General features: G+C 57.2%; 15 protein-coding genes. 6 read left to right on the top strand and 9 right to left on the bottom strand.

Annotated features, from left to right (window positions below; translation table 11 throughout):
* Positions 1-49: 49 nt before the first annotated feature.
* The gene (locus tag PT279_RS07970) at positions 50-1,279 is read left to right on the top strand and encodes an acetate kinase (protein ID WP_277166892.1); all 1,230 of its coding nucleotides are present in this window, start codon (positions 50-52) and stop codon (positions 1,277-1,279) included.
* A gap of 121 nt (positions 1,280-1,400) precedes the next feature.
* Here the strand turns inward: PT279_RS07970 and aroA are convergent, their stop codons facing one another.
* The 3 genes from aroA to PT279_RS07955 form a co-directional block, all read right to left on the bottom strand.
* The gene (gene aroA / locus PT279_RS07965) at positions 1,401-2,867 is read right to left on the bottom strand and encodes a 3-phosphoshikimate 1-carboxyvinyltransferase (protein ID WP_277167062.1); all 1,467 of its coding nucleotides are present in this window, start codon (positions 2,865-2,867) and stop codon (positions 1,401-1,403) included.
* Positions 2,868-2,990: 123 nt separating this feature from the next.
* Positions 2,991-3,413, bottom strand: coding sequence for a cytidine deaminase (locus PT279_RS07960; RefSeq protein WP_277166891.1), 423 nt, complete (start codon positions 3,411-3,413; stop codon positions 2,991-2,993).
* A 289-nt stretch (positions 3,414-3,702) separates the two neighbouring features.
* Positions 3,703-5,079 (bottom strand): hypothetical protein, encoded by a 1,377-nt coding sequence (locus PT279_RS07955; RefSeq protein WP_277166890.1) that lies wholly within the window; start codon positions 5,077-5,079, stop codon positions 3,703-3,705.
* Between the two features lie 385 nt (positions 5,080-5,464).
* Here PT279_RS07955 and PT279_RS07950 point away from each other — a divergent pair, with 385 nt between their 5' ends.
* From PT279_RS07950 to PT279_RS07935, 4 genes are all read left to right on the top strand, one after another.
* A complete protein-coding gene (locus tag PT279_RS07950; RefSeq protein ID WP_277166889.1) occupies positions 5,465-6,919 on the top strand; it encodes a catalase in 1,455 nt (484 codons plus the stop codon).
* Between the two features lie 254 nt (positions 6,920-7,173).
* A complete protein-coding gene (locus tag PT279_RS07945; protein WP_277166888.1) occupies positions 7,174-7,722 on the top strand; it encodes a DUF2975 domain-containing protein in 549 nt (182 codons plus the stop codon).
* Position 7,723: 1 nt separating this feature from the next.
* A complete protein-coding gene (locus PT279_RS07940) occupies positions 7,724-7,936 on the top strand; it encodes a helix-turn-helix transcriptional regulator (protein ID WP_277166887.1) in 213 nt (70 codons plus the stop codon).
* Positions 7,937-8,019: 83 nt separating this feature from the next.
* On the top strand, positions 8,020-9,813 hold the full coding sequence (locus PT279_RS07935) for a DUF4153 domain-containing protein (RefSeq protein WP_277166886.1): 1,794 nt from the start codon (positions 8,020-8,022) through the stop codon (positions 9,811-9,813).
* A 74-nt stretch (positions 9,814-9,887) separates the two neighbouring features.
* On the opposite strand, the gene PT279_RS07930 is transcribed toward PT279_RS07935, so the two are convergent.
* The 4 genes from PT279_RS07930 to PT279_RS07915 form a co-directional block, all read right to left on the bottom strand.
* Positions 9,888-10,931, bottom strand: a complete 1,044-nt coding sequence (locus PT279_RS07930) for a zinc-dependent alcohol dehydrogenase family protein (protein WP_277166885.1) — start codon at positions 10,929-10,931, stop codon at positions 9,888-9,890.
* A gap of 119 nt (positions 10,932-11,050) precedes the next feature.
* Positions 11,051-11,461, bottom strand: a complete 411-nt coding sequence (locus tag PT279_RS07925) for a cupin domain-containing protein (protein ID WP_277166884.1) — start codon at positions 11,459-11,461, stop codon at positions 11,051-11,053.
* A gap of 130 nt (positions 11,462-11,591) precedes the next feature.
* The gene (locus PT279_RS07920) at positions 11,592-12,455 is read right to left on the bottom strand and encodes an aldo/keto reductase (protein WP_277166882.1); all 864 of its coding nucleotides are present in this window, start codon (positions 12,453-12,455) and stop codon (positions 11,592-11,594) included.
* 182 nt (positions 12,456-12,637) lie between these two features.
* Entirely contained in the window at positions 12,638-12,907 is a 270-nt protein-coding gene (locus PT279_RS07915; RefSeq protein ID WP_277166881.1) for a hypothetical protein, read from the bottom strand.
* Positions 12,908-13,038: 131 nt separating this feature from the next.
* On the opposite strand from PT279_RS07915, the gene PT279_RS07910 reads away from it, so the two are divergent.
* Complete coding sequence (locus PT279_RS07910; RefSeq protein WP_277166880.1) at positions 13,039-13,563, top strand: TetR-like C-terminal domain-containing protein; 525 nt, start codon at positions 13,039-13,041, stop codon at positions 13,561-13,563.
* A gap of 218 nt (positions 13,564-13,781) precedes the next feature.
* On the opposite strand, the gene PT279_RS07905 is transcribed toward PT279_RS07910, so the two are convergent.
* Together PT279_RS07905 and PT279_RS07900 are read right to left on the bottom strand one after the other, a co-directional pair.
* The gene (locus tag PT279_RS07905) at positions 13,782-14,861 is read right to left on the bottom strand and encodes a 3'-5' exonuclease (RefSeq protein ID WP_277166879.1); all 1,080 of its coding nucleotides are present in this window, start codon (positions 14,859-14,861) and stop codon (positions 13,782-13,784) included.
* Between the two features lie 177 nt (positions 14,862-15,038).
* A complete protein-coding gene (locus PT279_RS07900) occupies positions 15,039-15,509 on the bottom strand; it encodes a hypothetical protein (protein WP_277166878.1) in 471 nt (156 codons plus the stop codon).
* Between the last annotated feature and the right edge of the window lie 36 nt (positions 15,510-15,545).

Here is a 15,545-nt window from a genome sequence, read left to right as displayed (position 1 = left end):
GCCGTGGTAATAGCCACGGGTCAATTAATCTATATGGAGGATGCATACAATGGCGAAAACCGTCCTTGTCATCAATTCCGGTTCCAGCTCGATCAAGTACCAGCTGGTGGATCTCGAAAACGGAGAAGCTCTTGCAAGCGGTCTCGTAGAGAAAATCGGCGAACCCATCGATGGCCATTACAAGCACGAATACAACGGTGAGAAGCACGAGCTCGAGGAGCCGATCAAGACCCATGCCGACGGTTTGAAGCGCGTCCTCGGCTTCTTCAAGGAATACGGCCCCGATCTCAACGAATCCGGCATCGTCGCCGTCGGCCACCGCGTCGTCCAGGGCGGCTCCGTCTTCCCGCAGCCGGCGCTCGTCAACGCCAAGACCATTCAGCAGGTCAAGGACCTCGCCGTGCTTGCCCCGCTGCACAACGGCCCCGAAGCCACCGGCGCCGAGGTCATGGAGCAGCTGCTACCCGACGTGCCGCAGATCTTCGTCTTCGACTCCTCCTTCTTCTTCCAGCTTCCCAAGGAAGCCAGCACCTACGCGCTCAACAAGGAAGTCGCCGAAAAGTACAAGATCCGTCGCTACGGCGCCCACGGCACCAGCCACGAATACATCGGCGGTGTCGTCCCCGGCATTATCGGCAAGCCCGCCGAAGGCCTGAAGCAGATCGTGCTGCATATCGGCAACGGCGCCTCCGCCTCCGCGCAGATCTCCGGCCGCCCGATCGACACCTCCATGGGCCTCACCCCTCTGGAAGGCCTGATGATGGGCGGACGCACCGGCGACATCGACCCGGCCGCCGTCTTCCATCTCATTCGCAACGCCCACATGAACGTGGACGAGATCGACGAGCTCTTCAACAAGAAGTCCGGCATGACCGGCATGACCGGCTATGCCGATATGCGCGAGGTCGATCGCCTCATCAACGAAGGCAATGAGGACGCCATCCTCGCCATGGACATCTACGTCCACCGCATCGTCGGCTACATCGGCAACTACACCGCTCAGATGGGCGGCGTGGATGTGATCACCTTCACCGCGGGCGTCGGCGAGAACGACAACAACGTTCGTGCCCGCGTCTGCGAGCGTCTTGCGCCGTTCGGCGTGAAGCTCGACAAGGCCAAGAACGACGAGCGCAGCAAGGAGCCGCGCATCATCTCCACGCCCGACAGCTCCGTGATCATCGCCGTCATCCCCACCAACGAGGAGCTGGCGATTGCTCACAAGGCCGACAAGATCGCCGCCGAAGGCAAGGACAGCTACGGCAACGTCTTCACGAAGTGAGTCTGCCCCATTTTGTGAGATTTTAAAATCCTACGAAAACAAAAAGGCCGGAACCGACGGAAATGTTCGGTTCCGGTTTTTTATATCAGCCAATGGCTTTTATCTTTATCGAATATCTCGCCTATTCCTCAGACGCGCCGAGCATCTTGTGCCACATGCCCGGGAAATCCGGAATGGTCTTGCGGGTAGTGGCGACGTTGCGAATGCGCGTGTCGGGCACGGCCAGGCCGATCATCGCCGCGAACGTGGCCATGCGGTGGTCCGCATAGGTCTCCATGGTCTCACCGTGCAATTGGCCCTGCGGCACCGGCCTGATGACCAGTCCGTCCGGCAGTTCCTGGGCCGAAGCTCCAATGCGGGTGATTTCAGTGACAAGCGCGGCGAGCCGGTTCGTCTCATGGCCGCGCAGATGGCCGATACCGATCAGTTCGCTGGGACCGTCTGCCAGAGTCGCCAAAGCGGCGATGCTCGGGGTGATCTCCCCGGCCGCCGACATGTCGAAACCTTTGCCAAGCCCTTTGATCGGCCCGTTCATAGAAACCGTCAACGTGCCGTTTCGTGGCACTGAAGCTGATTTCTGGGAATCACGCACATCAGCCATGACCTCGTCGAATGGGCGGCCGCCCAAGGTCACGTCGGCGCCCATCTCCTGCAAAATATCGGGAAGCAGCCCGCCGGGTTGTGTGGTGGAAGTCGGCCAGTTGGGCACGCTCACCTTTCCCCCGGCAATCATCGCGGCGCCAAGGAACGGAGCGGCGTTCGACAAATCGGGCTCCACCACCACCCCTTCAGGCAGCTGCAGAGGGCTTGGGGCGACGAGCCAGTGTCCGATTTCAGGCATCCGGGCATCGCCGCCAGCGCCGTTGACATCGGCCATGGTCATACGGATATGCGGCAGGCTGGGGAGCTTGCTGCCGGTGTGCTTCAGTTCGAGCCCGTTCGGCAGGCGCGAACCGATCAGCAGCAGGCTGGAAATGAATTGCGAGGATGACGAGGAATCAATCTCGACCTTCGCCGGCTGGGTCAAATCGGAACTAGCGGAACCCTTCGCCTTATCCGAATTCGCTTCCCACACGTCCGGAGGTGTGATGGTAAACGGCAGGAAACCGGTCTTGCCCTCGTACTCCACCGAAGCGCCCAGCTGCTCGAGTCCGTCGAGCACCGGCTGCATCGGCCGCGCGTAGGCCTCTTTGTCGCCGTCGAAACGTACCGGCCCGTCGGCAAACAGCGCCAACCCGGGCACAAAGCGCATCACCGTCCCGGCAAGACCGCAGAACACCGTGACATTGCCCTTGAACCGGCCACCGGCCGGCGGGGTCACCGTCACACCGGTCCCTTCGCCTTCGTCGAAGTCGACCTCGACGCCCAGCGTCCGCAGCGCATCTGCCATCAGTTCGGTGTCACGCGAGCGCAGTATGCCCGCGATCGTGGCAGGGCCATGCCCCAACGCAGCCAATATCAGATAGCGGTTGGACAGGGACTTGCTTCCAGGAATCACCACAGTGGCGTTCAACGGCCCCTTGGCGAGCGGCGCAGGCCAAGGGTCGGGCAGCCCGGAAGGCTGTGGCCGGGAAGGCGAACTCGTCATCGCCGCAGAATTACTGCCATGCGAGGAGGCGGCCTCGTTCACATCATCGTTTTTCCGCTCGTCGCGGCCATTGCCAAAGGCTTCAGTGCTTGTCATAGTGAAAATTTTAGAGCAACTCCCCTACTACTCCAGGTTGTCGCCGGTGAAGGCCAGCGGCAGGACCTCGTCCAAGCTGCGTTCCATGTAGTCGTCGGTATCCTTGGCCATGATGATGGTGAAGTTCTTCAGATCGCAGAATTCCGCCATGACCTGCCGGCACACGCCGCAGGGCGAGCAATAATCGCCCTCGCCCTTCTTCACGCCTTCCATGTTCCCGACGATCGCGATGGCGGTGAACTTCTTCTCACCTTCGGAAATCGCCTTGAAAATCGCCGTTCTTTCGGCGCAGTTCGTGGCGGTCAGGCCGGCGTTTTCCACATTGCAGCCCTGATAAATCGTTCCGTCCGCGCAAAGCAGGGCGGCACCCACCTTGAAATGCGAATAGGGGGTGTAGGCACGCTGCTGAACCTCGAACGCCTTTTCGATCAATTCCTTTTTATCTATCATGATCATCCTTCGATTCCATCAATCTGTTGCAAAACTGGCCATCGCCCTTGAATGCAACCATGCAACGCGACGGCTTTCGCTTAGATTATCAGTCGGAGCGACGACATACGAGACATGCAAAAACGTCCCGAATCGGCATTCCATTGCCGTTTTCGGCACGGCATGGCCCAGCACCCCCACAACGTCATCGAGGCCAACGCCAGGGAACTCTGGCATTGGCCTCGACACTGTGCGGCGGGAGCGGGTGCCCACGCCACGATTCGCAAGAATCGCTTACAGCATTACAACATTAGAGCAACGACCCCTTCTTGGCCCGCGCCCCGTTGTCGACCACGATCTTGAGGCTGTGGAGGCTCTTGGTCGGGTCGGTCTTGTTGACGTCCTGAGTCACGGAGTCCTGAAGGGTCTTGACGTTCTTCGACGGGGACGGAACGTCGTTGAACTTGTCGACCAGCGCATTGAGCTGATCGATCTGGGCCTGCGAGGTCATCGCGTCCGGGTCGCCCATGGCTTCCATCTGCTTGAGCAGATCGTTCCTCTGGTTCAGATAGTCCTGCATGCCCTGCAGGAAATCGGCGACTGGCTTGTTGTCGAGCTTGCCGACGGACTGAATCTTGGCCGAGCATTGGGCGAAGAACGTGTCCTGCTGGTGGTAGAAATCATTGCCGACGGTTCCGCCACCGTTCTCGTCGGTGCAGCTTTCCTTGACGGATGCCAGTTTCTGCATTCCCGTGGAAAGGCCGTCCATATAGGTGTCGAACCCTCGGGCCTTCGGGATGTAGGCATCGTACGCGGCCTTGACCTTCGGGTCCTGCATCACCTTGAGGTTCTTGAAATCATCGTTGGCCTGCTCGTACTTCTTCTTGTCCGCCTTGAACTGGGCGACATCCTTGTCGGTGGTGCCCTTCGTGCTGACGCCCAAGGATGCGGAGACGAAATCGGTGGTCATCGAGGTCAGGGAACGGGTCATGGTGGCGATGTCGGCCTGCCCTGCCTGGTAATCCTTCTCCTTCGGCCCTCCAATGACTCCGGCAACATCGAGACCGAGGACGACGGCGACAACCACCACGATAACGACTACGGCGGTGACCACTGCGACGACGGCCTTGTTCTTCTTCTTGGCGGGCACGACTCCTGCTGCCGCCATGCCATCATTGGGACCCATGGCAGGCGGGTACTGATAGCCCTGTTGCGGGTTCTGCGGTCCTTGGGGCGGGTAGGCGAAACCGTTCGCCGGAGTCTGGGCCCCGCCCATCGGAGCGCTCGAGTTCTGGCCGGCGGCCGGCCGACTTTGCATGGGCACATATTGGTTATTAAAATTCTGGGGTTGTGCCGCCGGCTGCTGCTGGCCAGGATACGGCTGCACGCCGGGTTGGGCGAAATTGCCGGCCTGCGCCTGCTGAGCCGATTGACTCGGCTGCGTTGGCTGAGTTGATTGAACCGATTGTTCCGACTGAGCCGATTGAACCTTCTGGCTTGACTGGTCCGATTGCTCCGGCTGGCTCGGCTGGGCCGACTGCCCATCAGCCGTTGACGTTGAGCCCTCTGCGGGATTTGCAACAGAATCCGGCCGACCGTTCTGCTCCGAACCCGTTTCGGAAGTCGGCTGGGTAGCTCCGTTCTGATCCTGCGATGCATCATCTTTCATATTGTCGCCGTCAACCATATAACTTCTCCCTTAGTAACACTGGACAACTCTCTGCCGTGCCGCGAATTACAAAACGGCAACCAGCATATTCTAACATACTGAAAACCATCGTGTCATATACCTTTCAAACGAGGTTTTCCGACATACGCGAACCGCAAGAACATCCGGCCGCAATCGTTAAAAGCATAAGGCCTAAATCGAACCTCAGCCCTTCGTTCGATGCGGGCTTGCCTTCGGACGGCGGCAATAGAAAATGCATGCCAGGGGCTAGCCAAGCCCCAAAATCGACATAACGGAGCTTTGCGTTAAGGAAAACACAACGTTAGAAACCCCACAAATCCTTGTATGGATTGGCTCTGGTTGTTATCTTTTTCGTACATCGTTACGACAGGAGGAGTTTCTAATGACAGACAATCTCAACACCGGTTCAGGCCAGCCCTGGGCCGACAACACCCATTCGCAGACCGCCGGCGTGCGCGGCCCGGTGCTGCTGCAGGACTACCAGCTGGTCGAAAAGCTCGCCCACTTCAACCGCGAGCGCATCCCGGAGCGCGTGGTGCACGCCAAAGGTGCCGGCGCCTACGGCACCTTCAAGCTGACGAAGGATATGAGCAAGCACACGAAGGCTGACGTATTCAACGGCGAGGGCAAGGAGACCCCGATCTTCCTGCGCTTCTCGCAGGTGGCCGGCGAGCTCGGCTACCCCGACACCTTGCGTGACGTGCGTGGCTTCGCCCTGCGCTTCTATACCCAGCAGGGCAACTATGACATCGTCGGCAACAACACGCCGACCTTCTTCATCCAGGACCCGCTGAAGTTCCCCGACTTCATCCACTCCCAGAAGCGCGACCCGCGCACTCACCTGCGCAACGCGACCCGCCAGTGGGACTTCTGGGCGCACTCCCCCGAGACCGTGCACCAGGTTACCTACCTGATGGGCGACCGCGGCAACCCGGCCAGCTACCGCACCATGAACGGCTATGGCAGCCACACCTTCAAGTGGGTCACCGCCGACGGCACCGCCTTCTGGGTCAAATACCACTTCATGAGCGAGCAGGGCGTGGTCAATATGAGCGAGGAGACCGCAGCCAAGGCCGCCAGCGAGGACACCGACTACCTGCTGCACGAGCTGTTCGACGCCATCGAGTCCAAGAACTACCCGTCCTGGAAGGTATGCGTGCAGATCCTGCCCTACGAGGAGGGTCTGAACTACAAGCATGACATCTTCGACATCACCAAGGTTGTCTCCCACAAGGACTACCCGCTGATCGAGATCGGCGAGTTCACCCTCAACCGCAACCCCGACAACTACTTCGAGGACGTCGAGGAGTCCGCGTTCGCACCGGCCAACTTCGTGCCGGGCATCGAGCCTTCCCCCGACAAGATGTTGCAGGGCCGTCTCTTCGCCTACAAGGATGCCGCACGTTATCGTCTCGGCGCCAACTATGAGCAGCTCAAGGTCAACCGCCCCATCAACGAGGTGCACAACTACGAACGTGACGGTTTCATGTCTAACAATGCGCAGGACGGCTCCGTCGATTACGAGCCAAACAGCTTCGACGGCCCGACCGAAGACACTTCCGCCCGCAACCACGGTGATCAGCTAGAAGGCAAGACCGGCAACTATACCGCCTACGAGCCTGACAACTTCTCCGCTGCCGGCGCTCTGTACAACGTACTGAGCGAAGAGGAGAAGCGGCGCTTGGTCGCCACCATCGCCGCCAACCTGGGTCAGGTCGAGGGCGAGCATGCCGAGGAGATCAAGATCCTCGAGACCCGTCAGTTCTATCAGGCCGATCCGGATTACGGCACCCGCGTAGCCGAAGCGCTCGGACTGAATCTCGACGACATCGAGTGAACATCAACTAATCAATAGACAACGCTCTTTAAAAGGGAACCTGCCTTCTCACCTAATGCGAGATGACAGGTTCCCTTTTTATACCCTTATTTCGCATCCCTGCCCTGTCCCTAATTTAATTCGCTCGACTCGGTGATTCCATGGCAGTGTCTGAAATGTGTCTTTATTGAAAAACGATATGCCTTTTATCGAAAAACAATATGAAACGATTATGATATGACCTAGCAGAAAATTTGCCATTAAAGGAGATTGAGATGAAGCCCCGAGAAGATTCAAGCGTTTCCGCCGACAAGAACGGACGGGACGTATCCAGCAGCCCCACGCCGAACGAACGCAAAGCGCATATGTCGCACCGCACGTTGGCCGTCCTGCTTGAGGCCACCGACGCCTTTGCAGTGGTGATATGCCTTGCCATAGCGCTTTTCGTGCTCCCTTCGGCCGAGCGGGTGGGCGACCTCAAACACGGCTCGGCCCTGTTCGCCGGCATCGGAATGCTCCCGTTGACCGTGGTGGCCGTTTGCGCTTGGCGGCTTTTCTCGGCGGTCGGACGCGAGGAGACCTTTACCGTCGGCAATGTCCGCCGGCTACGCACCATCGGCGCGGCCTTCGGCGTCTCCGCCGCGATATGGCTGGTCGAGCTCGCCCTGGCCGCCTTCAACCTGAACAGAACCCGGGGCCGCACCGTACTGGGCACGGGCGTTGCCTTCGTGTTCTGCGGGGTGCTCGCGGTGGTGTCCGCCGCCCTCGCCTCGCTGACGGCGGCCGCGACGGAACTGAAAAACGAAAACGACCTGGTGATCTGATATGGGACACATCACAGTGACTTTGGACGACATCCTCGCCGACCGACGCATGACACTCACCGAACTCTCCCAACGCGTGGGCGTGACGGTGGCCAACCTTTCGATTCTCAAAACCGGCAAGGCGCGCGCAGTGCGCTTCACCACACTCGCCGCCATCTGCGACGAGCTCGATTGCCAGCCGGCCGATCTTTTGCATTACGAGCCGGAGGGATAGACTCAAACCTTCACATCATCATTCGCCGCAACAAAGCGGCTTCATAGCAGCGATTAACCATACGATTTAAAGAGGAAATCACCATGGATAAGGACAACTATACCCAAAATCAGCCTGAACCAGACAAAAACAAGCCCGACAAAAGCGATAAGCCATCCACCTCCGCCACCGGCCCCAACGCGAATCCTTATACACAAACCCCTACTTCGGAGGAATCTAAACCCGTTGCCGAAAGCGGCACAACCAAGCCGACCGGCTCCGCCAAAACGACCGGCACTGCCAAAACCGCAAATGCAGAATCCGCCAAGACCGCCGGCACGGCCAACACCGCAAACACAGAACCCGCCAAGGCAGCCATCAAAGCCGTCGCCGAGGCGCCTGCCAAGGTTCCGCCCGCACCGCTGACCAAGGCCGACAAAGCCTCCTTGATCTGCGCGGTCGCGCTTTCGCTGCTGTGGTGCGTCTGCGTCTCGCCGGTAATGGTCTCAGCATATTTCGCCGTCTTCGGAGGGATGGCGCTGAGCGCCTGCCTGCTCGCCTTCCTTGCCTGCGCCTGGTTCCTGAGGCGTAAGAAGGAAACCGGTCAGGCAAGCAAAACGAAGAATCTGAAGGGAACGAAACGGTTTAACCTTCAAATGCCGAAATCGTCATGCGCCCTGCTGCTCTGCACGGCTGCACTCATGCTCGTGCCCGCGTTCTCTCAAGCGGCTTGGATAAGGGCCATCAACGCCTGCGGGCTGTCCATCGCCTTGCCGCTCACCTTCCTGTCGCTGAGTGGGGAAAGCGACGACGAACTGTTCCGCCTTCGCGGGGTCCTGCGCGGCATCGGCACCTTCATCGCCGAGCAGTTCCGCCACTGGTCGGTCTTGGGACGCGTCGCCACCTCATGGGCGCATGGTCGCGGCCGCAAGGCCGGCGGCATCGCCATCGGCGCGGTGTGCGCGGCAGCGGTGCTGCTCATCGTGATCCCCGCACTCTCCTCCGCCGACGAAAACTTCGAGCTGATCGTCAACCGTCTGTTCGAAGGACTGACCCACTTCGGCCTCGGCCCCCGCGTGCTCGACATCATCCGTTTCGTGGCGGTCATCCCGCTTGCCTTCTCGCTGCTTTTCGCCCTTCGCCATCCGCATCGTAAAGCCGATTCTAGCGCAAACGTGGCCCATTATCAGACCTCCACGGCGACGCTCAACACGATGCTCACCATGCTCGACGTGGTCTATCTGGTCTTCGTGGCCATCCAATCCTCCTACCTCTTCGGCGGGGTGGACACGCTGAAACGTTTCGGCGGCTACGCTGCCTACGCCCGCGCGGGGTTCTTCCAGCTCGTCGGCGTCACCGCCATCAATCTGGTCATCGTGATGGTCTGCACCTATCTGCACAAATATCAGAAACGATCGGTGTCGCTCCTGCTGCTTGAACTTGTGCTGGTCGCTTCCACCCTGGTGATGCTCGTCTCTGCGGCCTGGCGCATGAGCCTGTACGTCGAAAAATACGGCCTGACCCGCCTGCGCCTGCTCACGTACTGGGGCATGGCCGCCATCGCCTTCTTGCTCATAGTAACCGCGGTAAAACTGGTGCGTCCGACTTTCGCATTGTTCCGTGCGGCATTTTTCGGCACACTCGCGCTCTGGCTGGTTTTCGCGTTCATCCAGCCTGATGCCATCATCGCCAAGGTCGATGTGGACGGCTACCTTAACGGCAGCATAGAAATGGTCGATACCGACTATCTCAGTCAGCTCCCCTCGTCGACCGCCGGTCCGCTAGCCCGTCTGGAGCAGCAGGCACCAAGCAAATCTGTGAGAAATGCCGCTGCGAACGCACTCCGCGAAGTCCACAGCAACACCAACGAAATAACCTGGTCGCTGTGGGGAATCTAATTTTTGACTATTCGTCCAAAATTCCTATAACACCAATAAAAATGAATATTAAAGTCTCACAACACCATAAAATCTCACGCTTCATTCACGATAATAAGGGACTTGACGGCCTCACGCTGGTCCATGGCCTCATAGGCCTGCTGGAGGTGGTCGAGGTCGAAACGCTTGGTGAACACGCGGCCGGGCTCGATGCGACCGTCAAGAACGGCCTCGAGCAGAACTTGCTTGTCATAAGTAGTCACGGAGGCAATGCCACCGCGAAGCCCGATGTTGTTCCAGAACAGTTTCGTGGTGTCTATCTCGCCGCTTTGCGGAACGCCGACGCGACCGACGACGGCTCCGGGACGTGCAATCTGCAAAGCCGTCGCGGTGGATTCTTGCGTGCCCACGCACTCGAGCACAGAATCAGCCCCATTGCCGTCCGTCATATCCATGACGCGCTTAACTGCATCCTCGCCGCGCTCGGGAACGATATCGGTGGCACCAAATTGGCGCGCGAGACGCTGCCTGTCGGGGTGGCGACTCATCGCAATGATACGTTCGGCACCGCGCAGCTTGGCTGAGATTACTCCACAAAGCCCTACGGCCCCATCACCCATGACCACTGCGGTATCGCCTGGTTTCACCTCCGCGCTGGCGGCGGCGTGGTAGCCCGTGGCCATCACATCGGAAAGAGCAAGCAACGAATTGAGCGTCTCATCGGAATAGTCGCCGGGCTTGCCGGGAATCTTAATTAAGGCCCAGTCGGCATTGGTAAACCGCAGATATTCGCCCTGATAACCGGCATTGCCACCCGGTTCCTGATTCATGCAGTTACCGTCGAAACCGGAACGGCACGCGGCGCACTTTCCGCAACCATGTGTGAACGGGACAACAACGAAATCACCAGAACTCACGTGTGTGACCTCGCTGCCGACCTCTTCGACCACACCGATAGCTTCATGACCCGTCAGCGAACCCTGCTCACGTTTCGAAATACCCCGGTACCACCACAAATCCGACCCGCAGACGCAAGCCCGCAGAACACGGATGACCGCGTCGGTCGGCTTTTCAATAGTCGGCATGGGCACATCGGTGACGCTCACCTCGCCCGGTTTCACAAACATTCCCGCTTTCATATTTGCATTCCCCTTCGCTTGCTAAATCCTGATCAGATATCAGTCAGACTTAATCTATAACCTTATCATTTATTGGTTTCTGATATTCGCCGCGATACGGCACCCTACTCAAACGCAAATCAGTTCAGCTTGGCGTATTCTTCCGGATCGACCGGTTCGAGCCACTCGTTCGACGCGCCCTCCTCAGACGCTATCACGGCCACATGCGAGAACGGTTCGTTCGGGCTTGCGCCGTGCCAGTGCTTGGTCTCCGGCGGCACGACCACCACGTCGCCCGGACGTAGTTCTCGTACCGGCTCTCCCTCGAACTGGCAGTAACCGCGGCCGCCCACGGCGATGAGAATCTGCGTGGCCTTGTGGTGGATATGCCAATGGTTCCTGCAGCCGGCCTCGAAAGTCACGTTAGCGACCTTGGCCTGATCCGTACCACCTAGTGGGGCATTGTAGCTTTGGCCGTCAAAATACTGGGCGTAAGCGTCATTGGGATGGCCCATCGGGAAAGGGCTTGGATTCGTGAATGTCGTAGACATTTTTCTTCTATTGCTTTCTCTTGAAATTATTCTTCAGTGACATACCGATTCCGCTTATTGGCCTTCCAACAAGCCAGGTCGCATGTCCTCGCGATACACCGGCAATTGCCGATGAAACCGATCAGAGCGTTCAGCGCCCGCTGAACACGGGAAAATCGCTGGCTTCGCCGTAATCGGCGACCTTCGGCATATCGCGCAGCGTCTGCATGTCTTCGGCACTAATGCTGAAATCGACCTCAGCGTTGGCCCTGATATGTGCTTCGGAACTTGCTTTGGGAAGCGGCAACGTGCCGAGCTCGAGGCAGTAGCGAATCATCAGCTGCGGCACGGAGACACCGTAGCGTTCCGCCATCCCGGTAAGCGTCGGGTTGTCTGCCATCTCGCCGTGGGCAATCGGTGAGTAGGCTTCGACCAGAATATCGTTCTTCTTGGCTGTGTCGAGCAGGTCGAAACGTGTATTGCCCACATGTGTGAGCAGCTGGTTGACCACAGGCTTGATCTCGCAGTGCTGCAGGATGTTGTCGAGGTCGACGTCCTCGAAGTTGGAGACGCCGATGGCGCGGACGTTGCCCGCCTTCACGGCCTCCTCCATCGCCCGCCACGCCTCGAGGTTGCCTTCGAAACAATGGTCTCCCTCGTGGAAATGGGCCCACGGTTCGGGCGCGTGGATGAGCAGTAGATCGATGTAGTCGATATTAAGGGCCTTAAGCGAGGCTTCTATGGAGTCCTTGGCGGACTGGTAGTCCTTGTGTTCGGCCCTCACCTTCGTACTGACGAACACATCCCCACGTTTGAGGCCCGAGGCACGCACACCTTCGCCCACGCCGCGTTCGTTCTCATAGGCCTGAGCCGTGTCGACATACCGGTACCCGCACGCGAGCGCCGTCTGCACCGCTGCCCCGGCCTTGCCATCGTCAATCAGCCAGGTGCCAAACCCCATCTTGGGGATCGCCACCCCATTGTTCAACGTATAGTTTTCGTCGAGTATTGACATCTTGATTCCTTTCAAACCACGCTTGTCGCCGTGTAGCGGCATCCAACGTCAACTATAAAAACTTCAAGCACTTGAATGCCAAATCGTGCATGCAACGCAATCCAAGGGGCAATCATTCTGTTTTAAATATCAACTTTCATTTTCAAAAGCGGCATCCCGGCCGCCAGAGTCAGTCTTTGAACTTATTTACGGTGACGATGCTGACGCTGCTCGACTTCCTCGCGTTTTGCGGCCTTTCGCTGGGCGTGCGTCCTGCGTTTGTCCTCGTGCTCGCGACGGAGCCTAGCCTCGGCTTCGCTGATGCTCTCCCCGTCCTCGGTGAGGTATTGGTCGACGAAACCGTCCTCGATACGCCGATGGGTCGTGGTCATGGTATCGCTCATTTTGCGCATACCGGCGCCCGCCGCATCCGCAATTTTCCTGTTCGCCCTCACCAATTTCGACTTTGCCATGATCTTCCTTTCCGGGTGCGCACAAACGTACCCGACACCTGTCGGATTAATATGGTGACAGCATAACGAGCCATCCGGCGGCAGACAACCGACAGTTCGGCGCAAACCGTTGGAGTAATGGAGAAGAACGCATGAACACCGTTGGAAACAAGCGGAAACAGGCCTCGCAGGAAAAGATAGAGAACGCCTTCACCGCCTTGGTGCGCGAAAAAGACGTCAGCGAAATCTCCGTCACCGAAATCTGCAGGAAAGCCGAGGTGAACCGGAGCACCTTCTACGCCAGCTACACGGACATCAAAGACCTCATGGACGCGATCGAGGAACGGATGCTTGCTGATTTCCATGACCTCTACGCCGACGAGGAAGCCAACGGATACAACTCGAACGACTTCTCCAAACTGTTCGCGCACATCAAGGAACATCAGGACTTCTACCGGGCCTATTTCAAGATGGGCCTCGACCTGAGGTTCCAGCCCGAGCGCTACGACACGAATCTCGCCGAGAAGTACTACCCGTCCGGCGACATCGCCTATCACAGGGCGTTCTTCAGGGCCGGCATCACCGCCCTCATCAAACTGTGGCTCGAAAACGGTTGCGACCTGAGCCCCGACCGCCTCTTCACCATCCTCAAGGACGAGTACCGAAACAAGCAGTGAGAAAGATGAACTTTGCTATGCTAAAAATTCAAGGTAAATCCACACAGCTAAGCCATCGACTCAAACTTTCCGGCGAGCTTTTGTAAATAACATCTTGCACGGGCATCGCCTCGACCAGGGCGATGGGACACTATTCGGACAGCCTGTTCCATTCGCTAAATACCCGAAAAATCAAAGTTAAGAAAATCTGCAATCAGCAAAATCGCTATGTCTTAGTCCTATCTCTTGTAAGGTTCGAGATTGACAGGCTCATGGGCCTTCGGCAACTCGATACGCGCTTTATAAGGCGAAGTCTCGTCGACACTTACGCTAGTATGGGCACGCGCTATAACGGGCCCATCCGGTATCTGTCCCCAATGCTTAGACATAATTGGTTCTCCAAGGAAACCGATTTCCTCACCATCGAGGAAAACATAAATAGTCGGATATCCTTTATATTTGCCACGGTGGATGTAGTCCTTCTCAACACTAACCCAAAAATAGGAGCCACGCGGATATTTACGCAATACTTCCTGATGCAAAGAGCTATCGCACAAGTTCTCTCCACCTTGCCCCTCGAGTTCCATGCCTTCCGGTCTGTCATTAACAGGATCCGTATCTCTGTCTTCTAGATAATGTGCACGTAAAACGTTGCGCGTTTTGGCTCTTCCTCGTTGATACGCACGTTCGTGCTGCTCGTCAGTTTCAGCACAAGGCCCATTCATGGCACTAAGCAACTGGTACGCCTGCCAAGTCTGCAATGCATCGGCGAGCGCCCTGTGTTGCTCGGGTTCATGCACGCCCAGACGGTCGAGCAAACTCTCGAGAGTATGAGAAACCGAAGGACCGGGGAACATCTCTTCGCTCAGTTCCCGGGTATCGCAGACCTGTTGGGGTTTCAAGCCCGGTACATCCACAAGTGCGGCTTCATTATTGATAATCCGAATGTCATAGTCGAGATTATGACCCATCAGAGGCAACGTTCGAATCGACTCGAGAATTGCAGGAAGCGTCTCACCCGGCGTCGGCTGTCCATCGAGCATCTCCCGAGTAATGTGGTTGACGGCCGCGGCACCGGCATCAATCGGCACCTCTGGATTAACGAGCTGCGAAAGAGTTGCCGTAACCTGATCATTTTCAATGAGGACAACACCAATGTCGAGTAAGCGCGGGTTCAACCCGAAACCAGTTGTTTCGGTGTCGATTACCGCACAGTCAGCGGTTCGTGCGGCCGTAATGAACTCAGTATCAAGGATGTAACGGACAGTGTCTTGATGAGTGGACTCTATATATTTTATTCTCATAGCATTAGTCTGCATAGTGCTTACAGCTCGATTCTTGACCTGTGTCGGAACGTGGAATGGATTCAACCTGTTCAAATAAGAAAAATCCTATATAGAGAACAAACCTCATGGGATAAATTCAAACACTTGAAATTACTCACTGCACAAAGAACAGAACAAATAATCATCCGTGACAACTTCTGTTATTTTCTGTTACTCCTTTTTGCTCTCATCTCCCTTGTCTTTTTCATCCTTCCTGATTCCAATGATTGCTCTTATAAGTTGGGCTCCGGCGGTAAGACAACCAGCGGCGGTCCCAATGACAATCGTTGACGCAGGAGCATGAACCAGCGGGGCAAGAAGAGAATACACCCAAGGAAGAACCGTAACACCTATCGACACAATGGTAAATGAGCCAGCTTCAGCTTTAGATATCCGTTCATCGACCTTAATGCTGCTGTCCTGATCCTTTTCAGCCATGGTCATCATTCTATTGGGAAATGACTTATCTATCTCACCGTACTTCCTCATCGCATCGGGATCAGGAACAGGCCCTTGATAATGTTTCTCCACATGAGCAATCAGCGCTTTTAACTGCCGCTCATCGACTTCTAAATGTTTTAAATCATCGACTACTTGATGTTCCGCATCTGCTTGTTTAGGAGATTCCCCACCTGATTCCACGAGCTCCGCACGCTCGTCCTTTTCTCCAGCCTGTTC

This window comes from Bifidobacterium sp. ESL0784 (genome assembly GCF_029433295.1).
Classification (GTDB): domain Bacteria; phylum Actinomycetota; class Actinomycetes; order Actinomycetales; family Bifidobacteriaceae; genus Bifidobacterium.
This window is presented reverse-complemented; position numbering and strand designations above follow the sequence as displayed.

Coding starts and splice junctions, on each gene's coding strand:
- PT279_RS07970 (WP_277166892.1), top strand. CDS start 50: ATGGCGAAAACCGTCCTTGTCATCAATTCCGGTTCCAGCTCGATCAAG.
- aroA (WP_277167062.1), bottom strand. CDS start 2,867: ATGACGAGTTCGCCTTCCCGGCCACAGCCTTCCGGGCTGCCCGACCCT.
- PT279_RS07960 (WP_277166891.1), bottom strand. CDS start 3,413: ATGATAGATAAAAAGGAATTGATCGAAAAGGCGTTCGAGGTTCAGCAG.
- PT279_RS07955 (WP_277166890.1), bottom strand. CDS start 5,079: ATGGTTGACGGCGACAATATGAAAGATGATGCATCGCAGGATCAGAAC.
- PT279_RS07950 (WP_277166889.1), top strand. CDS start 5,465: ATGACAGACAATCTCAACACCGGTTCAGGCCAGCCCTGGGCCGACAAC.
- PT279_RS07945 (WP_277166888.1), top strand. CDS start 7,174: ATGAAGCCCCGAGAAGATTCAAGCGTTTCCGCCGACAAGAACGGACGG.
- PT279_RS07940 (WP_277166887.1), top strand. CDS start 7,724: ATGGGACACATCACAGTGACTTTGGACGACATCCTCGCCGACCGACGC.
- PT279_RS07935 (WP_277166886.1), top strand. CDS start 8,020: ATGGATAAGGACAACTATACCCAAAATCAGCCTGAACCAGACAAAAAC.
- PT279_RS07930 (WP_277166885.1), bottom strand. CDS start 10,931: ATGAAAGCGGGAATGTTTGTGAAACCGGGCGAGGTGAGCGTCACCGAT.
- PT279_RS07925 (WP_277166884.1), bottom strand. CDS start 11,461: ATGTCTACGACATTCACGAATCCAAGCCCTTTCCCGATGGGCCATCCC.
- PT279_RS07920 (WP_277166882.1), bottom strand. CDS start 12,455: ATGTCAATACTCGACGAAAACTATACGTTGAACAATGGGGTGGCGATC.
- PT279_RS07915 (WP_277166881.1), bottom strand. CDS start 12,907: ATGGCAAAGTCGAAATTGGTGAGGGCGAACAGGAAAATTGCGGATGCG.
- PT279_RS07910 (WP_277166880.1), top strand. CDS start 13,039: ATGAACACCGTTGGAAACAAGCGGAAACAGGCCTCGCAGGAAAAGATA.
- PT279_RS07905 (WP_277166879.1), bottom strand. CDS start 14,861: ATGCAGACTAATGCTATGAGAATAAAATATATAGAGTCCACTCATCAA.